Source organism: Pseudomonas paraveronii (genome assembly GCF_963681955.1).
Classification (GTDB): domain Bacteria; phylum Pseudomonadota; class Gammaproteobacteria; order Pseudomonadales; family Pseudomonadaceae; genus Aquipseudomonas; species Aquipseudomonas paraveronii.
On record NZ_OY817130.1, the window covers coordinates 2,561,048 to 2,584,868 of the forward strand.

Genomic DNA, 23,821 nt, shown 5'->3' on the forward strand with positions numbered 1-23,821 from the left:
ATGTTATTACCGGTGATCTTGGCGGGAGGTTCGGGTTCGCGCCTGTGGCCGCTCTCGCGGCAACTCAACCCCAAGCAGTTCTTGCGCCTGACCCATAAAAACCTGTCGATGTTGCAGCAGACCATCGGCCGCCTGGAGGGCGCGGATGTCGCCTTGCCGCACGTGATCTGCAATGAGCAGCACCGTTTTCTGGTGGCCGAGCAATTACGTCAATTGGGCATGGAGCAGGCGCGCATCCTGCTGGAACCCATGGGGCGCAATACGGCGCCGGCGATTGCGTTGGCGGCCTGCAAGGCGGTCGACGAGTCCCATGACCCGATCCTGCTGGTGCTGGCGGCGGATCATCTGATTGAAGATGTTCCCGCGTTTCATGCCAGCCTTGCGGTGGCGCGGCCCCTGGCCGAGGCCGGCAAGCTGGTGACGTTCGGCATCACGCCGACCTGCGCGCACACCGGATATGGCTATATCGAACAGGGCGCGGCGGTGGGCGAGGGCGGGTACGCCGTGAAGCGTTTCGTCGAGAAGCCGGACGCCGCCACCGCTGCGGACTACGTGGCGCGGGGCGATCATTACTGGAACAGCGGCATGTTCATGTTCCGTGCCAGCCGTTACCTGGACGCCTTGGCACGCTTGCAGCCGGCGATTCTCGCGGCTTGTCGCGCGGCGTTGGCTGCGGGTAGCCAGGATCAGCTGTTCACCCGGGTCGATGAGGCGCTATTCGCCGCCTGCCCGGACGACTCCATCGATTATGCCGTGATGGAAAAAACCAGCGACGCGATCATGGTGCCGTTGCAGGCCGGTTGGAGTGATATCGGCTCCTGGTCGGCGTTATGGGAAGCCAGCGAGAAGACCGACGGCGGCAACGTGCTGCAGGGCGATGTGCTGCAACTGGATACCCGCGATACCTACGTGAACGCCGACAGCCGCCTGGTCGCGACGGTGGGTGTGCAGGACCTGATCATCGTTGAAACCAAGGACGCGGTGCTGGTGGCGCACAAGGACCAGGTGCAGCAGGTCAAGGGCATTGTCGACCAACTCAAGCGCGACGGGCGTCATGAACACCTCAACCATCGTGAGGTCTACCGGCCCTGGGGCATGTATGACGCCATCGACAGCGGCCACCGCTACCAGGTCAAGCGCATCACCGTGAAGCCCGGCGCCAAGCTCTCGGTGCAGATGCATCATCACCGTGCGGAACACTGGATCGTGGTCAGCGGTACGGCCAAGGTCACCAATGGCGAGCAGACGTATCTGGTCTCGGAAAACCAGTCGACCTATATCCCGATTGGCCAGGTGCATGCACTGGAAAACCCGGGCGTGATTGCGTTGGAGTTGATCGAGGTGCAATCGGGTTCTTATCTGGGCGAGGACGATATTGTGCGCTTTGAAGACAAGTACGGCAGGGCCTGAGGTTTTCCGACAATTAATAACATTTGCCTCAATGTTAAATTGCCAGCCTTGTTAACTTCGCGACCTCAATGTGTTGATACACGGGGGCTGGCGTCGAGAAATGTTATTTTCGAATGAATACGTTCAACTTACCGGGTAATGGCCGGGCTGGAGTATGGCTGGTGCGCTGTTTACTTGAGTGGCACTATCAAGGCGTACTTCAGTGGCACACGCTCGTTTGCTGAATACTCACTATCGATAAGGAGTCTGATATGAGAAAACAACTGGCTATTATTGTGCTCAGTCTTTTGAGTACTTCTGCCCTGTCTGCCGAGTTGCCGCTTGGTCTGAGTACCGCAGTGGTGGGATCTGTGACGGTGGGGGAAACCCTGCTGGTCGGCACGGCACTGGTAGCGGGCGTCGCCGCCGCTTCCAGCAGCGGTGGCAGCTCCAACGGTGGTACTACCACAGGCACTACAGGCACCACGGGTACCACCGGTACCGGCAACTAATAGAACGCCTTCCGCTTTATAAGACTGCTTGGAAACCCCGCCCAAGTAGTCTTTTTTTCTTGTCGTTTATCGCGAGTGTCTTAGCCCTATGATGCGTATTTTTTCTGTGGCGGTCGTGGCCTCCGCATTGTTACAAGGCTGCATGTTTGCGCCCGGTCAATATATGGATACCGAGGCAATGACCAAGGAGGGCGGTGCAGAAAGCAGTCGCGTGGAGTTGATCCCGATTACGCCAAAGTTGCTGGCCATGGACGCAGCGACTCAAGTGTCTTATGCGCTTCCCAAAGAACTGCTCGATTATAAACCCGGTCCCTATTTGATCGGCCCAAATGATGCGTTGTACATCACGGTCTGGGATCATCCGGAGTTGACCGCGCCTTCCGGTCCGCAGCAGCAAATTGACGCCAACGGGCGTCTGGTCAACCCCGATGGCAATCTGTTCTACCCCTATGTGGGCGAAGTGGCTGCCAAGGGCCGCACCCTTACGGCGTTGCGCAGCGAAATCAGCGACAAGCTACGTCAGTACATCGACAGCCCCCAGGTCGATATCAGTGTGCTGCGGTTTGCCAGCCAGAGAGTGGTGATCACCGGGGCAGTGCTCAAGGCCGGGCCTGTACCGATCACCACCATCCCGATGAGCGTCATGGAGGCCATCGGTGCGTCCGGCGTCGATCCGATCAATGCCGACCTCTCGAACCTGACGCTGACCCGCGACGGCAAGCGTTACACGCTCGACCTCGACATGTTGAATCTCAACCCGTCGCGCTTGAACGATATCTACCTCAAGGACGGTGACCAGTTGTACCTGCCCTACAACGACCGCAAGCGCATCTATGTGATGGGCGAGGTCATGCAGCCTCGCGCGCTGAGTTTCAAGACACGCAGCATGAACCTCTCGGATGTGTTGGGCTCGGTGGGCGGCATCAACCAGAACACCTCGAACGCCGATGCGATCTACGTGATCCGCGGTGCGCAGAACCTGGACGCGCAACCGGCCAAGGTCTTCCATCTGCAAGCCGGTTCCGCAGCGGCCATGGCCCTGGCCACGCGCTTCGATGTGCAGCCCCAGGACGTGGTGTTTGTCGGCCCCGCCAATATCACCCGCTGGAACCGGGTCATCAGTCAGTTGTTACCTTCTGCCTCGATCATCGGCACCGGTGCTTCCACCCAAAACAACCTGAGCGAAGCCAACAGCCGATAAGGGTGGAACCAGCGTGGACAGTGTGAAAATCGGTATTTACGTGTGTCTTGCGTGGCTGTTGTGCGGCTGCAATCCGCTGATGCAGGCCTCGCTCGATACCTTCAAGGCGGCCGTCGTCGGGCCTGCGCCATTGGCGCTGAGCCAGGCCCAGGTGGACGCCGTGCCGTTTCCCCAGATCAAAGTGACCACGGTGTCCAGCGAAGGGGTGATGGCGATGATTCGCCAGCGCGATGACCTGCAGTTCTGGGTCGCCTCCGGCAAACAGGTGCTGTTGATGCGCGATGGCCTGGTAGTGCGCACCGTTGGCCTGGGCACTGATCTGGATGGCACACGCTGGCAAGGGCAGTCGCCGTTCCAGCAGGGGCTGCACCGCGTGCCGGACGGCTACCGCAGCAGCCGGCAGATCGACCTGGTGGAGGGCTATCGCGTCGGCATCACCGTCACCAGCCGCCTGACCCGCGAGGGCATGGAGACGCTCGAGATCCTCGACAAGCCTTACGCCCTGCTGCGCGTCGATGAAGACATCGAAGCCGAGGCCCTGGGGTTTCGTGCGCGCAACCGTTATTGGGTCGACCCCACTGACGGCTTCATCGTGCAAAGCGAACAGCACCTCAGCCCCCGCCTCACGTTGAAAATCACCCAACTGCAACCCGCCCGCCAGGAGGCCCGATGACCGCTCGCAAACGATGGGTGCTGGCGCTGTTGTGGAGCGGCGCCAGTGCCTGCCAGGCCGCCGTGACGGTGAGCGGTCAAGTCCTGCACCCCGGGCCGATCACCCTGCCACCCGAGGCGCGCCTGCTCGACGCGATCACCGCGTCGCAACCGGATGCCCAGGGCTACTGGCTGGCGGCGGCCTGGCTGCACCGGCCATTGATCGAGCCCCAGGCCCGGCTCAAAGCCGGTGTGCTGTTTGATCTGGATACGTTGCGTCAGGCCGCATTGGCCGCCGGGCGCGACGGCAGGGCCGACGTGGCGGCGCGCGTCTATCGACAGGTGCAGGCCTTGCCGGTGACCGGCCGGCAACGCGCGGTGCTGGACCCGGTGGCCGTGGAGGTCGGCTTTGCGCCCAACCTGCGGGTCAGCGAGGGTGATCAACTGATCTACCCGGAAAGGCCCACGAGCGTGCGCGTCGTGGGCGCCGTTGCGGCCCCTTGCACCTTGGCGTTCCAACCGATGCGTGCGGCGCGCGACTACCTCGACGAATGCCCGGCGGTGGCGGGTGCCGATCTCGACTACGTGTGGCAGATCCAGCCCGACGGCCAGGTCACGCGCCTGGGCATTGCCCCGTGGAACCGCGAGACAGCTGCCGCGCCTGCACCGGGCAGCACATTGCTGGTGCCGCTGCGCAGCGACGACCTGGAACCGCCCACGCCTGAGCTGAACCAACAACTGGCCGAGTTTCTTGCCACCCAACCCCTGGCTGAGGTCACGCCTTGAAATTATGTATTGCAGCCGTGCTGCTGGTGCCCTGTGGCGTCGCGCATGGCGATCCGCGTTACACCCAGAGTGATTTTGGCGGGGTCGGGCTGTTGCAAACGCCGACCGCACGCATGGCCCCGGCCGGCGAACTCAGCGTCAATGCCAACCGCACCGAGCCTTACAGTCGCTACAGTTTTTCGGCGCAGCCGCTGGACTGGCTCGAAGGCACCTTTCGCTACACCGCCATTACCAACCGGCCTTATGGCGCCGAATCGTTCAGTGGCAGCCAGAGCTACAAGGACAAAGCCATCGACGCCAAAGTGCGCCTCTACGAGGAAAGCCACTGGTTGCCCCAGGTCGCAGTGGGGATGCTCGACCTGGGGGGCACCGGGCTGTTTTCCAGCGAGTACCTGGTGGCCAACAAGCGGTATGGCGAATTCGATTTCAGTGCGGGCATCGCCTGGGGCTACCTGGGCAGCCGTGGCGATTTCGGCAACCCGTTGGGCGCGCTGAGTGATCGGTTCAACGAGCGGCCTACCGCCGAAGGTTCCGGCAACTTTTCCAACGGTTACTTCCGCGGCCGGCCCGCGCTGTTTGGCGGCGTCGCCTACCAGACCCCCTGGGCACCGTTGAGCCTCAAGCTGGAATACGAGGGCAACGACTACCAAAGCGAGCCCCGAAACAACAACCAGCGCCAGGACTCGCCGGTCAACCTCGGGCTGGTCTACAAGGTGGCCGACGCCGTCGACGTGAGTGCCGCCTGGGAACGCGGCAACACGGCGATGTTCGGCATCACCCTGCACACCAATTTCGTCAGCCGCAAGGCGCCGGTCAAAACCTACGACCCGCCGGCCCCCAAGCTGCCCGCCCAGGCGCCGACCGTCGCCATGGATCAGGTGGATTGGGCCGCGGTGTCCAGGCGCTTGCAGGACAATGCCGGCTATAGCGTCGAGCGGATTGCCCAGCGCGGCCCTGAGCTATTGGTGTATGGCGAGCAGCAACGCTATTTCTCCAGCGCCAAGGCCGTGGGCCGCGCCAGCCGGATCCTGGACGCCAGCGTCAATGACCAGATCAGTTGGTTCACCCTGGTCAGCGAGCGGTACGCCATGCCGATCGAAGAAACCAGCGTACCCCGCGAGACGTTCCGCGAGGTGATCAACCAGCGCGAGGCATTGCAAACCCTGCGTCGCCAGACTGAAGTCAACCCGCCTGGCGCCCAGGCGCAAACGCTGCTCTACACCCAACCCCCCAAGCCCTTGAGCTACGGCGTCGGCCTGGGATACAAGCAGAACGTCGGCGGGCCGGATGGCCTGCTGTATCAGATTTCCGCCGACCTCGACGCCGAATACCGCTTCACCCGCAACACCTGGTGGAGCGGCCTGCTCAGCGTCAACCTGCTGAACAATTACGATGGCTTCACCTACGACGCCCCCAGCGGCTTGCCGCGCGTGCGCACCGATCTGCGCAAGTACATGACCAGCTCCGATGTAACCTTGCCGACGTTCCAGCTCAACCATGCGGTGCGACTGGATCAGGATCTGTACGGCATGGTCTATGGCGGTTTACTGGAGTCGATGTATGCCGGTGTCGGCAGTGAAGTGCTGTACCGGCCGATGGGCCAGCGCTGGGCGCTGGGCGCTGATCTGAACTACGTGCGCCAGCGCGGATTCGAGCAGGACTTCAGCCTGCGCGACTACCGCACGGTCACGGGGCATATCACCGGCTACACCGACTTGCCGTTCAACACACAGGGGGCGCTGAGTGTCGGTCGCTACCTGGCCCGGGACTGGGGCGCCACCCTGGACTTGTCGCGCGAGTTCAACAATGGCGTGCGGATTGGCGCGTGGGTCACCCGCACCACCGCGTCAAAAGAAGCCTACGGCGAAGGCAGCTTCGACAAAGGCCTTTATCTGTCGATTCCCTTCGATGAGTTGATGAGCCTGTCGACGATGCGCCGCGCCAACCTGGTGTGGGCGCCGCTGACCCGCGATGGTGGTGCGCGGCTCAATCGCGCGTATTCGCTGCATACGATGACCGACGGCCGCGACAGTGACCTGTTCTACCGGAACTTCGAGAAAGTCACTGAATAGGCGGGGAAGGGGGACGTGAAGTCCCCCTTTTTTGATCTTAGTAGATGTCTTTGGACAGCAGGGTGAACGGCGTTTTCAGCAGGATCTTGATGTCCAGCCACAGTGACCAGGTGTTGATGTAGCGCAGGTCGATGTCGACGCGTTTTTGCATCTTCTCCAGGGTCTCGGTCTCGCCCCGGCACCCATTGATCTGCGCCAGCCCCGTGATGCCGGGCTTGATACGGTGGCGCGCCATGTACGCGTGAATCTTCCCCGAGTAGTAGTCGTTGTGCGCAACCGCATGGGGCCTTGGACCGACCAGGGCCATGTGTCCTTGCAGCACGTTGAACAACTGCGGCAGTTCATCAATGGACGTGCGGCGTATAAACCGCCCCACCGGGGTGATGCGCGAATCGTGGCGGCTGGCCTGGCGTACCTCCTGGTCGTCATGCACACGCATCGAGCGGAATTTCCACACCTTGATCACCTGACCGTTCCAGCCGTGGCGGTCCTGCTTGAAAATCACCGGGCCGGGGGAGGTCAGTTTGATCAGCACGGCGAACAGCAACAGCAGCGGGCTCAGCAGGATGATCGCGAGCAAGGCCAGGCTTTTGTCCAGCAGCGACTTGCTCAGTGCGGCGGTCGGGCGGCTGGTCAGCGGGCTTTCATTGAGGAAAATCGCTGGCAGGCCATCCACCTCGGCCACGCAGTGATTGAGCAGCAGCATGTTATTGAGGTCGGGGACCCAAATGACGTCCACGCTGATCTCCAGCAGGTTGATGTACAGCGCCTCGATGTGGGTGGCTTCCTGCAGCGAATGGGTGATGTACAGCCTGCGGATACCGTGCTGCCTGATCAACTGCGGCAGGTCCTGCAACTCGCCGAGTATCTGCGATTGTACGCCTGGGGAGGCGGACGCCGTGGTGCCGACGAGGCCGACCAGCGGCGAGCGTTTTTGCCGGGAAAGTGTTCTCGCAAGGTCGGCGGCAAGTTTGCCGGTGCCAATTATTAACGACTTATGCCGCTCGTGAAGTTGCCCATGATAATAGCGGGAAAGACTATGGATGGGGATGTAACAGAGCGCCAGCACGGCATAACTGGTTGCCGCCCACAGCAGCAGTATTTCGATCGGGAATAAGGCATCGGCATTGCAGGCGATGCCCACCGCAAGCAGTATCAGCAGGGTAAGTAACCAACCCATAAAAAGTCGGCCTAATCCCACGCCGTAATCATCTTTCTTGCTATAAACGTCACACAGCATATAGGCCGGAATCGAGGCCAATATGCTAAAGGCGGCCAAAACCCGGTAGTGATACTCCAGTTGGCCGGTCTTTAAAATAACCAATGCAAATAACAGCGCGACGACCAAACTTGAGGCCAGTGTCCACTGCCCCCAAAAGGTCAGACCTTTGGGGGTTAGGTGACGATGCATTCTCCGGTTATTTAGCATACTACTGCTCCCAGTGGTGACCACTCGCGGTGGCAGGCTTAAGCGAGACGTGGCGTTAAAGCGGCCAAATGACAGGCACACGTAAGCGCGCACAGATTGATATTAATCAACGGCAGGGGGCAGTAGCTGACGACTTATAACAGGCGCATAGCGGTAGTTAAGTGGTTGTTGGGTGAGACGGATTGTTATAAAAAGGCAGATATACGAGCGTGATCAACGCCAAGATTGACGATTTTGGAATTATTGTTTTTTTCAACGGAGTTGCTGGGAAAGCTCCATGGGCTTTTTTATTCTCTGGGTCAAACAATAACCACGATTTCTCACCGAGCGGAACAAACGCTCGCCATCGTTGATGCGCTTGAATTTCTCCTGAAGTCGGCTGAGGCACATTTCCAGGCCGCGGTACAACTCAGGTTCGCGACCAATATTGCGAATAAGTTCTTCTTTGCTCACCACGCGTTCTTCATGGTGTAACATTTTTTTGATAAGTGCTGATTCAATGGTGGTCAGGGAAATGCGTAGGCCGCCCTTGCTCAACATTCGATCATGTTGCGTAAGTATCCAGAAGTCGGGTGCCTGTACCGGAGGTTTTTCGGTGTGTGTCGCCAGTGTTTTTTGATGCCGGTCGGCCTCGCAAAGTTGAACATTGAGTTCAAGTTTATTGTAAGGTTGTAATGTTCTATAAATAACAGATTTCGCTGCGGTATTGGGACTGTCGAGTTTTTTGAACGCGGGGTAATGAGCGTGCTGTGGATTGAAGTAATGGTTGGCGAGCGATGGTGTGTGGGGTGCCTGATCCTCAGTTGCCTGCGTTAGTGGCAGCCAAGCGATGTCACCATAGAGTAACTCCGCGTTCGACGCAAAGTCGGGCAGCGGGATAAAAGCGGAGGGCGCGGTGGGTAGGTGTTTCTTGAGTGAGCTCATAGTGGTTACCATGGTCAGGTGGGTAGGAGTTATAAACTTTCAGGCGGCGAGTAGTAACTGCCCTGAAAGTGATTGAAAGGCAAGCGCTTAGCGAGTGTCGCACTGTCGGAAAACTCAACCTTGTCCGCAATGAACGAAATTCGGGTGGCGCTTATCAGCTCTAGCATGCGGTCATAGAGGCGGTCGAACAGGTCTGAGCGAGTATTCAAACTCAACCTCAGGGCAGCATCCGGAAATGGCATTTTTATATAGTCATAGAGCTTTAGTTCGATCAGCAGGTCAGCCTGCTTTGTATCCAGAGTGTAGTTATTGTAGGCGAGCTTGATACTGCTTCGGTCTTTCAGGGCATAAAGCTGGCGCACCATCGCGCGGCGTTCTGTTGGGCCGGGGAGTGCGTCCAAGGGGTTCTCCACGCTGATAACGAGTTGTTGTTTATAGCTTTCCAAGACATTCGCGACATGGATAAGTTCATTTAGCGTATCTTCGGACATAAGCGCCGATTGGTCGATGCGCAGAAATTTATGAGTCGCAGGCTGTGCCGAAGCAAGGCGACGGTGACTGAAGTCGGCAGTCGTGCGCGGGGCGATGCGCAATAACGCGTCACGGTAGGCGCATTTAAGTTGCTCGCGATATATGGGGTGCAAATGCTCTGGAAGGTTGAGCGGATTACATGCGCTAGTTACGCGAATTTCATTGCCCCAAAGTGTGCAGCTTCGTTCAACTATCGCTTGCCTGAAGAGCTTGGGGTGCGCTATTCCGGCAGGCGATATTTTCTCGTTATTCACGATGCTAGCTCTCTTGGGTCGGGTGTAAATGATGGGCGGAAATAATTCCGCGGCTCAATTTATAGCCGTAGCCACGGATGTTCTGAATGATGTTTTCGCCATAACATGCCTTGATTTTACTGCGCAGGCGGCTGATGGATTTCTCCAGGGCGCGAGAGTCGTAGAATTTGGTATTGAGTCCCATAACGCTGGCGATTTCATCATGACTGAGCAGCCGACTATGGATCAGTGCCTCAAGGACTTTCATTTCGACGAAGGAAATCTCGAGTTTCTGGCCGTTGCCGTAAAGGCACATCCGATCCTGATCCAGGATGAGTTTGCAGTAGTTCAAACGATACGTTTCATTGAGAAACGCCTCGACTAAACTCAACTTTTCCTCCGGCGAGGTGTCTGTCACTTTTAGACAGTAGTCCGCACCGGCCAAATAATATTTGGTTTTGCTTTGAGTTGAGGCGAACGTGATGAAAATAACTATTAGACAGGCCGGATTTTTAGTCCTGGTCTTTTTTATGATGTCCAGGGTTTGACTGCTGGCAGAAGGGGTGTCGATTTCTATGACAATGGCGCGATAATCGGCGTGATCTTCCTGATGACCGACTAGTTGACCGTAGCTGCGTGTATCGACTTTTAAATCATTCGGTACAGTGCGAACTATAAGTGCTCTGAAATCCTCGGTTTTAGACGTAGTCCGTGCAATAGCGAGGACGTTGGAAAAATGCATCACCTACTCCCTTTTCTGGCATGCAAGGCCGACAGTTCAATCGCTGCTAGCGTTAGATACTAATCGAATTGATTCCGCCAAAACGTGACAAATTTTAACATTCGTCACTTTGTTCTAAAGGCTGCAGCGGGGTGACGGGGGCGTGTTGCGGGGCCGCATTTGCGCGGGTGTACACATATGCTAGTGCAGATTGTTAGTATGCGGTAAGTGTCTTAGGTCAATTGGTTTTTAGGCCTATGGTGATTTAATTTTTTCTATAAATGAGGCCGGGTGGCGGGGCGACGAATAGCCTGAAAATGCCAGCGCGGTGCCGTCGATTCCGCGCTGGCATGAGTGATCCTGCCGGGACCAATGACTGCTTAAGCTAATTCTAAAAAGGTATTTATTACCGCTTTTTAAGATCGTTTAGCTTGGTCGCTCCCCCAAGACACTCATGGAGTGAGCCGCCGATGCTGCAATCAATCAACGCCTTGCCGCTGCTGGACCTGTCGCTGCTCGATGGCAGCCCGGCGCAGCGCGGCGCATTTCTCGATGAGCTGCGTTTTGCCGCGCGGCACATCGGCTTCTTCTACCTCACCGGTCACGGTATCGATCCGGCGCTGCTGGCGCAGGTGCAGCAGCAAGCGCGGGCTTTTTTCGCCTTGCCCGAGGCAGAAAAACTGGCCGTCGGCATGCTCAACTCCGCGCACTTTCGCGGCTATAACCGCGCAGCGTCGGAAATCACCCGCGGCCAGCCGGACCTGCGTGAGCAGTTCGACGTCGGTGCCGAGCGCGAACCCTTGGCCGTCGATCAGCACCCTGCGGCCTGGGCACGCCTGCAAGGCCCCAATCAATGGCCGGCGGCGTTGCCCGAGCTCAAGCCCTTGGTGTTGGCCTGGCAGCAGGCGATGACCCAGATGTCGTTGCGCCTGCTACGTGCGTTCGCCCAGGCCTTGTCCCTGCCCGAGAACGCGTTCGACGCGCTGTACGGCGACACGCCCAACGAACATATCAAGCTGATCCGCTATCCCAGCCGCCATGCCGGTCAAAGTCGCCAGGGTGTCGGCGCGCACAAGGACTCCGGCTTCCTGAGTTTCCTGCTGCAAGACCAGCAGGCCGGTTTGCAGGTAGAAGTGGAGGAGGGCCGCTGGATCGATGCCGCGCCGCGTCCCGATACGCTGGTGGTGAATATCGGCGAATTGCTGGAACTGGCCAGTAACGGCTATCTGCGTGCCACGGTCCACCGCGTGGTGTCGCCGCCGGTGGGCAGCGAACGCTTGTCCCTGGCATTTTTCCTCGGCGCGCAACTGGATGCGGTGGTGCCGGTGTACCAACTCGCGCCCGAACTGCTGCGCGATGCCCACGGCCCCACCAGCGATCCGCGCAACCCGTTGCTGCGCGACGTCGGCTGGAACTACCTCAAGGGCCGCCTGCGCTCCCACCCGGATGTCGCCCAGCGTTTCTACGCCGACGCCACGTTGCCCCACGCACTGTCCGCCTGATCAGGAGATCACTCAGTTGAAGACATCCGCACTTACCCTGGCGGCCTTGCTGGCCGCTTTCAATGTGTCGGCCGCCGATGCCTTGCGCGTCGCCGCCGACCCGATTCCCCATGCGCAAATCCTCGAATACGTGCAGACGCTCGACCCGAGCCTGAAGCTGAACATCATCGAGATCCCCAGCGGCGTGAACTCCAATGAGTTGTTGGCCCATGGCGATGTCGACGCCAATTACTTCCAGCACCTGCCGTATCTCAAGTCCCAGGAACAGGCGCTCGGCCAGAAGTTCGCCGTGGCGGCCACCGTGCATATCGAACCGTTGGGGATTTATTCGCACCGCCACACCCGCTTCGACCAGGTGCCCGACAACGGCACCGTCGCCGTGCCGAATAACGTCACCAACCTCAGTCGCGCCCTGTACCTGTTGCAAGCCAATGGCCTGATCACCCTCAAGCCGGGCTTCAACGATGCGGCCAAGGACCAGGCCACGCCCAAGGACATTGCCGAGAACCCCAAGCACCTGAAGATCCTGGAAATCGAATCGCCGCAAATTCCCCGGGCGCTGGAGGATGTCGACCTGGCGGTGATCAATGGCAACTTCGCCCTGGAAGCCGGGCTGCAACCGGCCAAGGATGCGTTGGGGCTGGAAAAGGCCCAGGGCAACCCTTACGCGAATATTCTGGTGACCACGCCCAAACTGGCGCAGGACCCGCGCATCCAGCAACTGGCCAAGGACCTGCGCTCGCCGGCGGTGGCCCAGTTCATCAGCGAGAAATATGCCGGTTCGGTGATCCCGGTGGCGCTCGAATGATCGTCGTCGAGGGCGTCAGCAAAACCTACGCCGACGGCCAGCCGGCGGCGCTGGATAACGTGTCGCTGCAGATCGCCGACGGCTCGATCTTCGGCATCGTCGGCCGCAGCGGCGCGGGTAAAAGCACCTTGCTGCGCTGCCTTAACCTGCTGGAGCGGCCGACCTCCGGGCGCATCCTCATGGATGGCCAGGACCTGACCCGCTTAACCGACAAGGCGCTGCGCCAGCAACGCCAGCGCATCGGCATGATCTTCCAGGGGTTCAACCTGCTGCACTCGCGCAATGTGGCGGATAACGTCGCGGTGCCGTTGGAGATTGCCGGGCTGCCCAAGGCCGAGCGTGCCGTGCGGGTGGAGGAGTTGCTGGCGTTGGTTGGCTTGAGCGACAAGGCGGCGGCGTTTCCTTCGCAACTTTCCGGTGGGCAAAAGCAGCGCGTCGGCATCGCCCGCGCATTGGCCGCGCGCCCGGCGTATCTGCTGTCGGATGAAGCCACCAGCGCCCTGGACCCGGAAACCACGGCTTCGATCCTGGCGCTGTTGCGCGACATCAACCGGCAACTCGGGGTGACCATCGTGTTGATCACCCATGAACTGGAGGTGGTCAAGGCGATCTGCGACAGCGCGGTATCCCTGGCGGCGGGGCGCGTGGTGGAAAGCGGCACGCTGCTGCAACTGCAGGCTGACCCGTCATCGCGCCTGGGCCGCTCGCTGGCGCCCAGCCTGCACGTGGTGAGGGCCGTATGAAAACCGACTGGTATGAGGTGCTCCAACTGCTGCTCAACGCCACCGGCGAAACCCTCTACATGGTGCTGCTGGCGGGGCTGTTCACCTTGTTGATCGGCCTGCCGCTGGGCGTGTTGCTGTTTATCAGCCGCCCGGCTGGGCTGTTCCCGCTGCCACGGCTCAACCGTGTGTTGGGCGCGGTGATCAACCTGGGGCGTTCGTTGCCGTTTGTGGTGATGTTGATCGCGCTGATTCCGCTGACCCGCCTGATTGTCGGCACCACCTTGGGCAGCACGGCCGCCGTGGTGCCGATCACCATGGGTGCTTTTCCATTTTTCGCACGCATTGTCGAGGCCGCCCTGGACGAAGTGGACGCGGGCCGCATCGAGGCGATCGTGGCGATGGGCGGCGATATCCGGCATGTGATTTTCAAGGTGCTGCTGCCCGAAGCCTTGCCGGCGCTGGTGGCCGGGGTCACGCTGACCCTGGTGATGCTGATCGGCTTTTCGTCCATGGCCGGGGTGATCGGTGGTGGTGGTTTGGGCGACTTGGCGATTCGCTACGGCTACCAGCGTTTCAACAACCAGATCATGGTGGTGACGGTGGTGGTGTTGGTCGTGCTCGTGCAGGGCGTGCAAAGCCTGGGGGATCGCTGCGTGAGGTCGTTGGCGCATCGCCGATAAACGCTTAATGTTGATCGCGGCATGCTCAACGGTCGCGCACGGCCTTGAGCAACAGCGTTTCGAAGGCTTGCTGCACCCCAGGCCCATCAGTGTGGGCCAACTGTTCACCGTTCACCCCTGGCGGCAGGCTGGCCCAGATGAACATGCCGCCTACATCCTCTACCTGGCCTACAAACAGTGGACCGGCGGCTATTTCGGCCAACGCATCAAGCCCGTGCTGGACCCCCCCGGCGGCGGGTATGGCTGCAACGGGTCACGGCGTTGCTGCTGCTGCTGGGCGTTGCCGGGATGCTGGCACGGGGCTTTTCCGACTGACGACGGAGAGTTTATGAGCGGTAGTGGTGATATGACGTTGCCCTGATAGACTCCAGGCACTCTCTCAGGATCGCATCCCACCATGCCTGCCCCCGGAGGAAATGGAGTTCCGCTCGCTACCCGCTTATACAAATCCCGCATGTTGGGGCTGACGCTTGGCTTTGCCTGCGTGGCGTTCGGCATGTATCCGCTCAACCCACCGTCATGGGTGTGGGTGTTGATGGTGATCAACGGCTTTGTCTGGCCGCATCTGGCTTATCAATGGTCGCGCCGTACCGCCAACACCTTGCGTTGTGAGCGCCGCAACCTGCTGTTCGATTCGTTTTGCGGCGGCTTCTGGGTCGGCGCCATGCACTTCAACCCACTGCCCAGCGTCACCACCCTGTCGATGATGACCATGAATAATGTGGCCATCGGCGGTACCCGTTTCATGCTGGCGGGCTGGGTGGCGCAGGCGTTGGGTGTCGGCGTGGCGCTGCTGATCTTCACCCCGGCGTTCGTCAGCATGACCACCCAGGCGCAGCTGTACGCCTGCTTGCCGATCCTGATGCTGTATCCGCTGGCCCTGGGCTGGATTTGCTATCGCCAGGCCGTGAGCCTGGCCGGGCACAAGCGCGAGCTACTGGCCCTGAGTCGTACCGACAGCTTGTCCGGCCTGCTCAACCATGGCGCGTGGAAGGACCATCTGGACATCGAGTTCCAACGCTGCCACCGCGAACCACAGGGCGCGGTCATTGCCCTGATCGACATCGATCACTTCAAAGCGATCAACGACACCTACGGCCATGTCACTGGCGATATCGTCCTGTGCCAGCTCAGTAAAGTGCTGCGCCAGAACCTGCGCGCCACCGACCTGGTCGGGCGCTACGGCGGTGATGAATTCTGCGTGATCCTGCCGGGCGTGCCGCTCAATCGGGCCACGGAAGTCATGGATACCCTGCGTGATCGCTTCAATGCGCTGGCCTATGCCCAGGACCCGACCCTGCGTGCCAGCTTGAGCATCGGCCTGGCGCCTTATCAGCCTGGGCATGCCGATTCCACCAGTTGGCTCAACGATGCTGACCAGGCGTTATACGAAGCCAAGAGCAGCGGGCGCAACCGGGTCAGCGCGGTGCAGGGCCCTTGGTTGAGGTCGGTCTAGTGGGGTAGGGTGTGACGATCCCTTCCAATAAAAACAAGGATCGATTCATGCTCTTCACCTTCCCCCGTACTCTTTTGGCCGCGACCCTGGCCGTGTCCTTCGCACTCCCGGCCTACAGTGCCGAACCCCACACACAGATCCAGGCGGCTGCCGAACAGTACCAGGCCGACGCGCTGAAACTGCTCGAGCGCCTGGTCAACATCGACTCGGGTTCTGGCTACGGGCCGGGCCTGACCCAGGTCAGCGACATCGCCGTCGATGAGCTCAAGCAGTTGGGCTTCAGTATCGAACGGGTGCCCGATGCCGCGGCCAACAGCAGCCATGTAATCGCCACCCTCAAAGGCACCGGCAAGGCCAACATCCTGCTGATGGCCCACATGGACACCGTATTCAAAGAAGGCTCGGCCGCCGCACGTCCGTTCCACATCAAGGACGGTCGCGCCTACGGTCCCGGCGTGATGGATGACAAGGGCGGTATCGTCGCCGGTATCTACGCGCTGAAAGTCCTGAAAAACCAGGGCTTCACGGACTACGCGCGGATCACCTTCCTGCTCGACGCCAGCGAAGAAACCGGTTCCGACGCCGCCTCAGCGCTGATCCGCAAAACTGCCAAGGCCCACGATGTGACCTTGAACCTCGAGCCCGGTCGCCCGGCGGATGGCCTGGTGGTCTGGCGCAAAGGCAAAGCCGCTCACGCCGGCGTCGCACCGGAACTGGGGCGCAACGCCGCGATGGAAGCCGCCCATCAGATCCTGCAACTGGGCCAGCTGGGCGATGCAGAAAAGAAAACCACCATCAACTTCACCGTGCTTCAGGCCGGTGATCGCGTCAACGTGATTCCTGACCAGGCGACGGCCAAGGCCGATGTGCGTGCGGCGTTGCCGGAAGAGTTCGACCGCATCGAGAAAGACCTGGCGCGGGTATCGGCCAACAAGTTGATCCCCGAGACGCAAGTGAAGACCAGCCTGCAGCGCGGTCTGCCGCCGATGCCACAGACGCCGGAATCGGACAAGTTGGTGGCGATTGCCCAAGGCATTTATGGCGAGCTGGGGCGCACGCTGACCATTGAAGGCAGTGGTGGCGCGGCGGATGCGAGTTTGTCGGCCGGGGTAGGAACGCCGACCCTGGATGGGTTTGGGATTGTCGGTGGGAATATCCACACGCCCGAGGAATATGCGGAGGTGGGGAGTGTGGCGCCGCGCATCTATTTGTTGAGCCGCATGATCATGGAGTTGGCGAAGCGCTGACTTGAGGTTCTCCGGGATCGTTCTGTGAGGACCTGCTGATTGTCCTATGCATAGAACGAACAAGGTCGCGTTTACCGGCTAGTCCCCAGGGCTCGAGGGGCTTAGGGTGTAGGCACTTTGGAGGTACACCATGAAAAAACTCATCGGCATCTACACCAGCCCCCGCGCCCATTGGGTCGGCGACGGTTTTCCGGTGCGCACGCTATTTTCCTACGACACCCTGGGCAAGCACATCAGCCCATTCTTGTTGTTGGACCACGCCGGTCCGGCGGATTTCACCCCGACCGCACAACGTCGCGGCGTCGGCCAGCACCCGCATCGCGGCTTTGAAACCGTGACCATCGTCTACGACGGCGAAGTCGAACACCGCGACTCCACCGGGGCCGGTGGCACGATCGGCCCCGGCGACGTGCAATGGATGACCGCCGCGAAGGGCATCCTCCACGAAGAGTTCCACTCCGAAGCCTTCGCCCGTAGCGGCGGGGTGTTGGAGATGGTGCAACTGTGGGTCAACCTGCCGGCCAAGGACAAAATGGCCGACGCCGGCTACCAGACGATTGTCGACGGCGATATTCCGCTGCTGCCGTTGGCCAATGAGGCCGGCCAACTGCGCCTGATTGCCGGTGAATTCGCAGGTACAAAAGGCCCGGCACGCACCTTCACACCCATCGACGTGTGGGACCTGCGCCTCAACGCCGGCAAGGCGCTGACCCTGGACCTGCACGCCGGACGCAACACCGCGCTGGTGATCTTGCGCGGTACGGTGCTGGTCAATGGCGCAGAAATCGCGCGCCAGGGGCAATTGGCACTGTTTGAGCGCGACGGCACGCAACTGTCCCTGGAGCCCAGCGACGATGCCAGGGTGCTGCTGCTCAGTGGTGAGCCGATCGACGAGCCTATCGTCGGGCATGGGCCGTTCGTGATGAATACCGAGCAGGAAATCCATCAGGCGTTTGCTGATTTTCACTCCGGTCATTTCGGGCAGATGCAGCGCTGAAAGGTTGACGCCAAGCCTAATGTGGGAGCGGGCAAGCCCCCACATGCGTAATTGCATGGACTTGACCCGTGAGGCCGAGAGTGGTCGTTATGCTGTAAACGTTCGGCGGCGATCATGAGTTCGAACCGGCAGACTCTTCTTTGCGGACATGATCCGTATGCTTCCTTGGAATAGGCTTACAAGCCTGCCGACGCAATTTTCTATTTTCCGGCTTCTTGGTCAGCTTCGAGAATCAAGCTCGGGGATGGGCCGCGAGCCTTTGCGAACCACCACATGGCAAATGTCCCAAGAATAGTCGTTAACACGGCCAAAATCAGGATTACGGTCTGGGTGCCCAAGGGCGCAGCTAACAAAGCCACCAGTAAACCTGCCAGAGGCTGGGACATGTTGTTCAGCAGCGTGATCACACCTACCGTCTTGCCGAAGTCCTGAGGCGGTATCACCCGCTGCCGGATAGTGCGTATGTAGACGTTGAACATTTTGTCGAAGCCTGCGATCAACAGGAAACCCAGCACATAGCCGAGCAGACTCGGACTCAGGGCGCTGATGAATGCCCCCGTTGCGATCATCGAATATCCGACACCCCCGAGGACTCGCAGAGGCAGCACCACCCGAGCGAGAAGGAACAGGATCACGATTGTTGTCACCGCACCCGCCGCCTGAAGCCCTGCATAGCTATCCTTGCCGGCGCTGTACTGGCCGATCACCATGGCCGCCGAAGTTGCCAAGGTGACACCAACGATCAGGTTGACGCCTACCGCCAGAATGATGATTTTTTTCAATTCCGCCAGGCTACGGATATGCCCAAAAGCGATCCGCAACGGCTGCAGCCAGATGTCTTGATGCTGCTCGAACACGTCCAGCGTCATACGGCCAAGACGTTGCCACGCCAGCATGCTCAGGTCTGCCAGCAGGAACAATCCGGCGATCCAAAGCACCACCCAATGCCAAGCCCAAACCTCAAGCATCAGTGCCGCCACCAGAGGCCCGAGGACCAGTCCCGTCTGGTCGGCGATCTGGGAGTAGGACAACGTCTTGGTGTAGCTGTAGTGCTGGAAGATATGCGGCATCAGCACTTCGCGAGCCATGATGCCTTGCGTGGTCAGCACTCCGCACAGTGCCGACAGCACCACTATCCAACCGATGCCACCAAAGATTCCGTAGAGCACCACCCCCAGCACACAGAGCCATGCCCGGTAGACCTGACTGATATGCAGGATCTTAATAGGCGGGTACTTGTCGCACAGCGCGCCGCACAGCGGGAACGCGAGAAATCGCGGTAGCGATTCGACGAAGAACGCTAGCCCTGCCCATGAAGCGCTGTTGGTGGTCTGGAACACCACCAGCGGCACAATAAACAACAGGATCTGATCCGCCAGCCTCGATAGAAAGAGCGAGATAAAAAAGGCGAGGTAATCCTTACGCATAGGGAACTCCTTTGTGTAAGCGACGTGGCATAGCGGTCTGAAGAAACATCAGTATGAGTTTGCAAGGTGTCTAGATAATCCGGCGCGATGCAAACGCCTGGTCAGTGCTGATGCAATCAGGTGGTCAGATACGGTGCAATTTCCCACCCGCATTTCGCTCCGCGCTATACCCCCACATCCCCATTTCATGCGATCTTCTCGGCATTCACCCTGGAGTCGTCTGGATGCCCTCATTTATCGCTGATCACCCCATGTTGTGCGCCCTGGCGCTGATCTTTATCGACATCGGTGTGTGGCGCCTGATTTCCGCTGAGCTGGCCAACTGGAAGCTGGCGGCGCGGCTGGTGATTTTTGCGGTGTTCAGCGCCGTGTTGTTCAACGACGGCATGAACCCGATGCTCGTCGCGCCGTATGCCGACAACACCGCGTTGCACCTGGCCGCCACCGCGTTGCAGATCGGTTGGTGGCTGTTCGCGGCGCGGACCCTGACGGTGTTGCTCGGTGCGGTGATGATGCAGCGCGTGGGCCATACCGGTCGGCTGTTGCAGGACCTGCTGGGCGCGGTGATTTTCCTGATTGCGATCATCGCCGCCATGGCCTATGTGCTCGACCTGCCGGTCAAGGGCGTGCTTGCCACCTCCGGTGCGGTGGCGATCATCGTCGGCCTGGCGTTGCAAAGCACCCTCAGCGATGTGTTTTCCGGGATCGTGCTCAACACCACCAAGCCCTACCAGCTCGGCGACTGGATTTCCATCGACGGTACTGAAGGCCGCGTCACCGATATCGACTGGCGCGCCACGCGGTTGCAGACGTCCCAGGGCAGCATGGCGGTGATCCCCAATTCGTTGGCGGCCAAGGCCAAGATCATCAATTTCTCGCGCCCGGCGGATATGTTCGGCCTGTCGGTCTGCCTGCAAGTCAGCCCCCACGCACGTCCGCAAACCGTGATCGAGGCGTTGGAACGGGCGATGCAAGGTTGCCGGCCGCTGCTGGCCAAACCGGCGCCGAACGTGGCGTTCAAAACCTCGTCCAGTGGCGGCGTCGAGTATGAAATCAGCGGTTTTGTACCGGCGATGCTACTCAAGCGCGAAGTGCGCAATCAGCTATACGACCTGGCTTTCCGGCACCTGCAGGCGGCAGGTGTCGGTCTGCTGTCGGCCACCGAAAGCAGCACGCCGCCGGCGCTGTCAGGTGCGCGGGCGTTGCTGGAGCGTTCGTCGATTTTCTCCACCTTGCGCCAGGAAGAGAAGGACACCTTCAGCCAGAACATGACCCTGCACAGCTACCGTGCTGGCGAGATGATCCTGCCGGCGGGGGAAGTCAGCGATCATTTGTTTATCGTCGAAACCGGCGTGGTCTCGGTGATGCTGAACAAGGCTGGGCACACGTTCGAAGCCGGGCGCATGGGGCCGGGGGAAGTGATCGGCGAGGCCGGGATCTTGTCCGACGAGGCCACGCTGGCGGACTTCAGCGCCAAGACCTACTGCACGCTCTACCGCGTCGAGAAGGAATACCTCAAGCCGTGCCTGGATGCGCGGCATGACATCGGCGAAGCGATGAAAGCGCTGCTGGATTTTCGCGTACATACGGCGCAGACCCTGACCCAGGAAGCGCCGGTGGTGCCGGTGAAGAAGGGCTTCCTGCAGTGGTTGCGCAAGCGCGGGTTGTAGCGCGATCAGGGCGCCGGGGCGAGGCGGCAACGCTCGTCGAAATCTTCGGCCAACTGCGCCAGCGTCACATCCCCCAGCCGCGCCAGTAACAGAGCCTGGGCCTGGTCGAACGCGTCGCTCAGCGCCGCGTTCACTGCCTGTTCCACCAGGCATTGCGGGTGGTCGGTGGACAGGCCGATGGCGAATATCGACGGTGTGCCCAAGGCATTGTGAATATCCAGCAAGGTGATTTCACTCAAGGGTTTGCCCAGCGTCCAGCCGCCCTGATGGCCTTTTTCCGAGCGTACATAGCCTTTTTCCTTGAGCAGCCCCAGTGTGCGCCGCACCACCACCGGGTTGGTGCCGAGCATCTGCGCGATGGTCTCCGAGGTGGCGCGCGCTTCATGGCGGTCCATATGGATCAGTACATGCAGCATGCGCGAGAGGCGGGTGTCGTTTCTCATCAAAAAACCTCAAGTCGATTGGGTCGAAAGTATCCTTCGTAACCCAAAAAGTTGCGAGACACTTGACGCGCTATTTTTACGTAACTTATGGTGTGTCGTGAAAGCGCGCGGATGACCGTGCGCACCTGACAAGGGGCACTTTCATGATGCATGACGTCATTATCGTGGGCGGTAGCTATGCTGGCTTGTCCGCCGGCCTGCAGTTGGCGCGGGCGCGACGCAAGGTTCTGGTGATCGACGCGGGGCAGCGGCGCAATCGGTTTGCCGCCACCGCCCATGGCTTTCTCGGCCAGGACGGCGAGGCGCCGGACGTCATTGCCGCCGAAGGTCGCAGTCAGTTGATGGAATATCCGAGCGTCACCTGGGTGCAGGACAGCGCGATCCAGGCCGGCCCGGTGCAAGGTGGTTTCAGCGTGCGCACGCAGTGCAACGCAGAGTTCAAGGCCCGCCGCCTGATCCTCGCCACCGGGGTGGTGGACGAATTGCCCGCTCTCGAAGGCTTGGCGGAACGCTGGGGCAAGCACGTGTTCCATTGCCCTTACTGCCATGGCTATGAGCTGGATCAAGGCCGCATCGGTGTGTTGGCCACCTCGCCGCTGGCGATGCACCATGCGCTGATGTTGCCGGACTGGGGCACCACCACCTTGTTCACCAATGGCGTGTTCACCCCGGATGCAGAGCAACAGGCGCAGTTGGATCGGCGCGGGGTTCGCGTGGAGCACACGGCGGTGACGCGGATCAGCGGCGAGCGCGTGGATCTGGAACTGGCTGATGGTCGCGTGATTCAACTGGACGGCGTATTCACGATGTCCCGCACTCGCCTCAGCCCCTTGGCCGAGCAGTTGGGCTGTGCGCTGGCCGACGGCCCTACCGGCCCGTACCTGCACACCAACGAAACCCGCCAGACCTCCGTGGCCGGGGTGTTTGCCTGTGGCGATGCGTCCCTTGCCGCCGGTTCCGTGGCGCTGGCGGTGGCCGAGGGCGTGCGCGCCGGGGTGGGCGCGCACGTTTCGTTGATCCACGGTTGAGGTCGGCCGGGCTGGCCGGGATCGGCGCTCAGCGCACCAGGCACGGGCGCTTGTTATCGAAACTCCAACCGGGAATCAGGAACTGCATGGCCACGCTGTCATTGCGCGCGCCCAGGCCCATGCCTTTGTAGTATTCGTGGGCCTGGGCCACGGCGTCCATGTCGATCTCTACACCCAGGCCTGGTTTGGTCGGCACCTGGATGTGACCGTCGACAATCTGCAACGGCGCCTTGGTCAGGCGCTGGCCGTCCTGCCAGATCCAGTGGGTGTCGATCGCGGTGATAGCGCCCGGTGCGGCGGCCGCCACCTGGGTAAACATCGCCAGGGAAATATCGAAGTGGTTGTTGGAATGCGAGCCCCAGGTCAGGCCCCATTCATGGCACATCTGCGCGACGCGCACCGAGCCTTGCATCGTCCAGAAGTGCGGGTCGGCGAGGGGGATGTCCACCGATTGCAACTGGATCGCGTGGCCCAATTCGCGCCAGTCGGTGGCGATCATGTTGGTGGCGGTAGGCAGGCCGGTGGCGCGGCGGAATTCAGCCATGACTTCGCGGCCCGAATAGCCGTTTTCCGCGCCGCACGGGTCTTCGGCGTAGGCCAAGACGTGATGTTGGTCGCGGCACAGGGCGATGGCTTCCTTGAGTGACCAGGCGCCGTTCGGGTCCAGGGTGATGCGTGCGTCGGGGAAGCGCTCGGCCAGGGCGGTGACCGCTTCGATTTCTTCGGCGCCGCGCAACACGCCGCCCTTGAGCTTGAAGTCGTTGAAACCGTACTTGGCCTGGGCGGCTTCGGCCAGGCGCACGATGGCGTCCGGGGTCAGGGCCGGTTCATGGCGCAGGCGAAACCAATCGTCGCCGTCGGCTTCGCTGCGGTAGGCCAGGTCGGTCTGCTGGCGGTCGCCGATATAGAACAGGTAGCCGAGCATCTTCACCGCGTCGCGCTGCTGGCCTTCGCCGAGCAGGGCGGCCACTGGCACTTCGAGGAATTGGCCGAGCAGGTCGAGCAGCGCCGCTTCCATCGCGGTGACGGCGTGGATGGTGATGCGCAGGTCAAACGTCTGCAGGCCGCGACCCGCGCTGTCGCGGGCGGCGAAGGTGCGGCGCATGGCATTGAGGATGCTCTGGTACTCGCCGATCGGTTTGCCGATCACCAGGCTGCGTGCGTCTTCCAGGGTTTCGCGGATGCGTTCGCCGCCCGGTACTTCGCCCACGCCGATGTGCCCGGCGCTGTCCTTGAGGATCACGATATTGCGCGTGAAAAACGGCCCGTGGGCGCCGCTGAGGTTGAGCAGCATGCTGTCGTGGCCGGCCACCGGGATCACTTGCAGGTGGGTGACGATTGGGGCGTGGCTGGCGTGGTGCTGGTGTTCTGTGTTCATGAAAACGCTTC

22 protein-coding genes and 1 pseudogene are annotated in these 23,821 nt (G+C 60.5%); 16 read left to right on the top strand and 7 right to left on the bottom strand.

Annotated elements, in window-relative coordinates:
- The 6 genes from U5A08_RS11645 (at position 1) to U5A08_RS11670 (ending at position 6,611) form a co-directional block, all read left to right on the top strand.
- Positions 1-1,410, top strand: coding sequence for a mannose-1-phosphate guanylyltransferase/mannose-6-phosphate isomerase (locus U5A08_RS11645; RefSeq protein WP_253400370.1), 1,410 nt, complete (start codon positions 1-3; stop codon positions 1,408-1,410).
- A gap of 251 nt (positions 1,411-1,661) precedes the next feature.
- A complete protein-coding gene (locus U5A08_RS11650) occupies positions 1,662-1,901 on the top strand; it encodes a hypothetical protein (protein ID WP_253395017.1) in 240 nt (79 codons plus the stop codon).
- 88 nt (positions 1,902-1,989) lie between these two features.
- Positions 1,990-3,102 (top strand): polysaccharide biosynthesis/export family protein, encoded by a 1,113-nt coding sequence (locus U5A08_RS11655; protein WP_247398547.1) that lies wholly within the window; start codon positions 1,990-1,992, stop codon positions 3,100-3,102.
- A gap of 13 nt (positions 3,103-3,115) precedes the next feature.
- A complete protein-coding gene (locus tag U5A08_RS11660; protein WP_253395019.1) occupies positions 3,116-3,775 on the top strand; it encodes a YjbF family lipoprotein in 660 nt (219 codons plus the stop codon).
- Positions 3,772-4,539, top strand: coding sequence for a capsule biosynthesis GfcC family protein (locus tag U5A08_RS11665; protein WP_253395021.1), 768 nt, complete (start codon positions 3,772-3,774; stop codon positions 4,537-4,539). The genes U5A08_RS11660 and U5A08_RS11665 overlap by 4 nt, the downstream gene beginning before the upstream one ends.
- Positions 4,536-6,611 (top strand): YjbH domain-containing protein, encoded by a 2,076-nt coding sequence (locus U5A08_RS11670; RefSeq protein ID WP_321851635.1) that lies wholly within the window; start codon positions 4,536-4,538, stop codon positions 6,609-6,611. Before U5A08_RS11665 ends, U5A08_RS11670 begins: the two co-directional genes overlap by 4 nt.
- Positions 6,612-6,648: 37 nt before the next feature.
- On the opposite strand, the gene U5A08_RS11675 is transcribed toward U5A08_RS11670, so the two are convergent.
- From U5A08_RS11675 to U5A08_RS11690, 4 genes are all read right to left on the bottom strand, one after another.
- Complete coding sequence (locus tag U5A08_RS11675) at positions 6,649-8,040, bottom strand: undecaprenyl-phosphate glucose phosphotransferase (protein WP_321852202.1); 1,392 nt, start codon at positions 8,038-8,040, stop codon at positions 6,649-6,651.
- Between the two features lie 252 nt (positions 8,041-8,292).
- Positions 8,293-8,964 (bottom strand): winged helix-turn-helix domain-containing protein, encoded by a 672-nt coding sequence (locus tag U5A08_RS11680; protein WP_253395027.1) that lies wholly within the window; start codon positions 8,962-8,964, stop codon positions 8,293-8,295.
- Between the two features lie 29 nt (positions 8,965-8,993).
- The gene (locus U5A08_RS11685) at positions 8,994-9,749 is read right to left on the bottom strand and encodes a YuxH family protein (protein WP_253395029.1); all 756 of its coding nucleotides are present in this window, start codon (positions 9,747-9,749) and stop codon (positions 8,994-8,996) included.
- Positions 9,750-9,753: 4 nt separating this feature from the next.
- Positions 9,754-10,470 (bottom strand): winged helix-turn-helix domain-containing protein, encoded by a 717-nt coding sequence (locus U5A08_RS11690; RefSeq protein ID WP_253395031.1) that lies wholly within the window; start codon positions 10,468-10,470, stop codon positions 9,754-9,756.
- A gap of 449 nt (positions 10,471-10,919) precedes the next feature.
- On the opposite strand from U5A08_RS11690, the gene U5A08_RS11695 reads away from it, so the two are divergent.
- The 8 genes and pseudogenes from U5A08_RS11695 to U5A08_RS11730 all read left to right on the top strand — a co-directional run bounded on the left by U5A08_RS11695 (position 10,920) and on the right by U5A08_RS11730 (position 17,864).
- A complete protein-coding gene (locus U5A08_RS11695) occupies positions 10,920-11,951 on the top strand; it encodes an isopenicillin N synthase family dioxygenase (protein ID WP_253395033.1) in 1,032 nt (343 codons plus the stop codon).
- 16 nt (positions 11,952-11,967) lie between these two features.
- Positions 11,968-12,759 (top strand): MetQ/NlpA family ABC transporter substrate-binding protein, encoded by a 792-nt coding sequence (locus tag U5A08_RS11700; protein ID WP_253395036.1) that lies wholly within the window; start codon positions 11,968-11,970, stop codon positions 12,757-12,759.
- Positions 12,756-13,502 carry a methionine ABC transporter ATP-binding protein gene (locus U5A08_RS11705; RefSeq protein WP_253395038.1) on the top strand — a complete coding sequence of 249 codons (747 nt, stop codon included), beginning with the start codon at positions 12,756-12,758 and terminating at the stop codon, positions 13,500-13,502. The genes U5A08_RS11700 and U5A08_RS11705 overlap by 4 nt, the downstream gene beginning before the upstream one ends.
- Complete coding sequence (locus U5A08_RS11710; RefSeq protein WP_253395040.1) at positions 13,499-14,164, top strand: methionine ABC transporter permease; 666 nt, start codon at positions 13,499-13,501, stop codon at positions 14,162-14,164. Before U5A08_RS11705 ends, U5A08_RS11710 begins: the two co-directional genes overlap by 4 nt.
- A 190-nt stretch (positions 14,165-14,354) precedes the next feature.
- Positions 14,355-14,479, top strand: a pseudogene (locus tag U5A08_RS29895) (LysE family translocator); the annotation flags it as partial.
- 82 nt (positions 14,480-14,561) lie between these two features.
- Positions 14,562-15,620, top strand: a complete 1,059-nt coding sequence (locus U5A08_RS11720; protein ID WP_321851639.1) for a diguanylate cyclase — start codon at positions 14,562-14,564, stop codon at positions 15,618-15,620.
- A gap of 47 nt (positions 15,621-15,667) precedes the next feature.
- On the top strand, positions 15,668-16,867 hold the full coding sequence (locus U5A08_RS11725) for a M20/M25/M40 family metallo-hydrolase (RefSeq protein WP_321851640.1): 1,200 nt from the start codon (positions 15,668-15,670) through the stop codon (positions 16,865-16,867).
- Positions 16,868-16,997: 130 nt separating this feature from the next.
- Positions 16,998-17,864: a pirin family protein gene (locus U5A08_RS11730; protein WP_321851644.1), complete on the top strand. Its 867-nt coding sequence runs from the start codon at positions 16,998-17,000 to the stop codon at positions 17,862-17,864.
- 200 nt (positions 17,865-18,064) lie between these two features.
- Here U5A08_RS11730 and U5A08_RS11735 read toward each other — a convergent pair whose 3' ends face one another.
- Complete coding sequence (locus U5A08_RS11735; protein ID WP_321851645.1) at positions 18,065-19,291, bottom strand: MFS transporter; 1,227 nt, start codon at positions 19,289-19,291, stop codon at positions 18,065-18,067.
- 224 nt (positions 19,292-19,515) lie between these two features.
- On the opposite strand from U5A08_RS11735, the gene U5A08_RS11740 reads away from it, so the two are divergent.
- Positions 19,516-20,961, top strand: a complete 1,446-nt coding sequence (locus U5A08_RS11740; protein WP_321851647.1) for a mechanosensitive ion channel domain-containing protein — start codon at positions 19,516-19,518, stop codon at positions 20,959-20,961.
- 5 nt (positions 20,962-20,966) lie between these two features.
- Here the strand turns inward: U5A08_RS11740 and U5A08_RS11745 are convergent, their stop codons facing one another.
- Complete coding sequence (locus U5A08_RS11745; protein ID WP_046383812.1) at positions 20,967-21,404, bottom strand: Rrf2 family transcriptional regulator; 438 nt, start codon at positions 21,402-21,404, stop codon at positions 20,967-20,969.
- A 143-nt stretch (positions 21,405-21,547) separates the two neighbouring features.
- Between U5A08_RS11745 and U5A08_RS11750 the strand changes: the two genes are divergently transcribed.
- On the top strand, positions 21,548-22,432 hold the full coding sequence (locus U5A08_RS11750) for an NAD(P)/FAD-dependent oxidoreductase (RefSeq protein ID WP_253395053.1): 885 nt from the start codon (positions 21,548-21,550) through the stop codon (positions 22,430-22,432).
- Positions 22,433-22,460: 28 nt separating this feature from the next.
- On the opposite strand, the gene gudD is transcribed toward U5A08_RS11750, so the two are convergent.
- Positions 22,461-23,810: a glucarate dehydratase gene (gudD, locus tag U5A08_RS11755; protein WP_321851648.1), complete on the bottom strand. Its 1,350-nt coding sequence runs from the start codon at positions 23,808-23,810 to the stop codon at positions 22,461-22,463.
- Positions 23,811-23,821: the final 11 nt, after the last annotated feature.

What these genes read in the sequence shown, in the direction of transcription:
- U5A08_RS11645 (WP_253400370.1), top strand. Translation starts at nt 1, where the DNA reads ATGTTATTACCGGTGATCTTGGCGGGAGGTTCGGGTTCGCGCCTGTGG.
- U5A08_RS11730 (WP_321851644.1), top strand. Translation starts at nt 16,998, where the DNA reads ATGAAAAAACTCATCGGCATCTACACCAGCCCCCGCGCCCATTGGGTC.
- U5A08_RS11735 (WP_321851645.1), bottom strand. Translation starts at nt 19,291, where the DNA reads ATGCGTAAGGATTACCTCGCCTTTTTTATCTCGCTCTTTCTATCGAGG.
- U5A08_RS11695 (WP_253395033.1), top strand. Translation starts at nt 10,920, where the DNA reads ATGCTGCAATCAATCAACGCCTTGCCGCTGCTGGACCTGTCGCTGCTC.
- U5A08_RS11745 (WP_046383812.1), bottom strand. Translation starts at nt 21,404, where the DNA reads ATGAGAAACGACACCCGCCTCTCGCGCATGCTGCATGTACTGATCCAT.
- U5A08_RS11705 (WP_253395038.1), top strand. Translation starts at nt 12,756, where the DNA reads ATGATCGTCGTCGAGGGCGTCAGCAAAACCTACGCCGACGGCCAGCCG.
- U5A08_RS11710 (WP_253395040.1), top strand. Translation starts at nt 13,499, where the DNA reads ATGAAAACCGACTGGTATGAGGTGCTCCAACTGCTGCTCAACGCCACC.
- U5A08_RS11680 (WP_253395027.1), bottom strand. Translation starts at nt 8,964, where the DNA reads ATGAGCTCACTCAAGAAACACCTACCCACCGCGCCCTCCGCTTTTATC.
- U5A08_RS11650 (WP_253395017.1), top strand. Translation starts at nt 1,662, where the DNA reads ATGAGAAAACAACTGGCTATTATTGTGCTCAGTCTTTTGAGTACTTCT.
- U5A08_RS11720 (WP_321851639.1), top strand. Translation starts at nt 14,562, where the DNA reads ATGCCTGCCCCCGGAGGAAATGGAGTTCCGCTCGCTACCCGCTTATAC.
- U5A08_RS11750 (WP_253395053.1), top strand. Translation starts at nt 21,548, where the DNA reads ATGATGCATGACGTCATTATCGTGGGCGGTAGCTATGCTGGCTTGTCC.
- U5A08_RS11740 (WP_321851647.1), top strand. Translation starts at nt 19,516, where the DNA reads ATGCCCTCATTTATCGCTGATCACCCCATGTTGTGCGCCCTGGCGCTG.
- U5A08_RS11665 (WP_253395021.1), top strand. Translation starts at nt 3,772, where the DNA reads ATGACCGCTCGCAAACGATGGGTGCTGGCGCTGTTGTGGAGCGGCGCC.
- U5A08_RS11675 (WP_321852202.1), bottom strand. Translation starts at nt 8,040, where the DNA reads ATGCTAAATAACCGGAGAATGCATCGTCACCTAACCCCCAAAGGTCTG.
- U5A08_RS11690 (WP_253395031.1), bottom strand. Translation starts at nt 10,470, where the DNA reads ATGCATTTTTCCAACGTCCTCGCTATTGCACGGACTACGTCTAAAACC.
- U5A08_RS11725 (WP_321851640.1), top strand. Translation starts at nt 15,668, where the DNA reads ATGCTCTTCACCTTCCCCCGTACTCTTTTGGCCGCGACCCTGGCCGTG.
- gudD (WP_321851648.1), bottom strand. Translation starts at nt 23,810, where the DNA reads ATGAACACAGAACACCAGCACCACGCCAGCCACGCCCCAATCGTCACC.
- U5A08_RS11655 (WP_247398547.1), top strand. Translation starts at nt 1,990, where the DNA reads ATGATGCGTATTTTTTCTGTGGCGGTCGTGGCCTCCGCATTGTTACAA.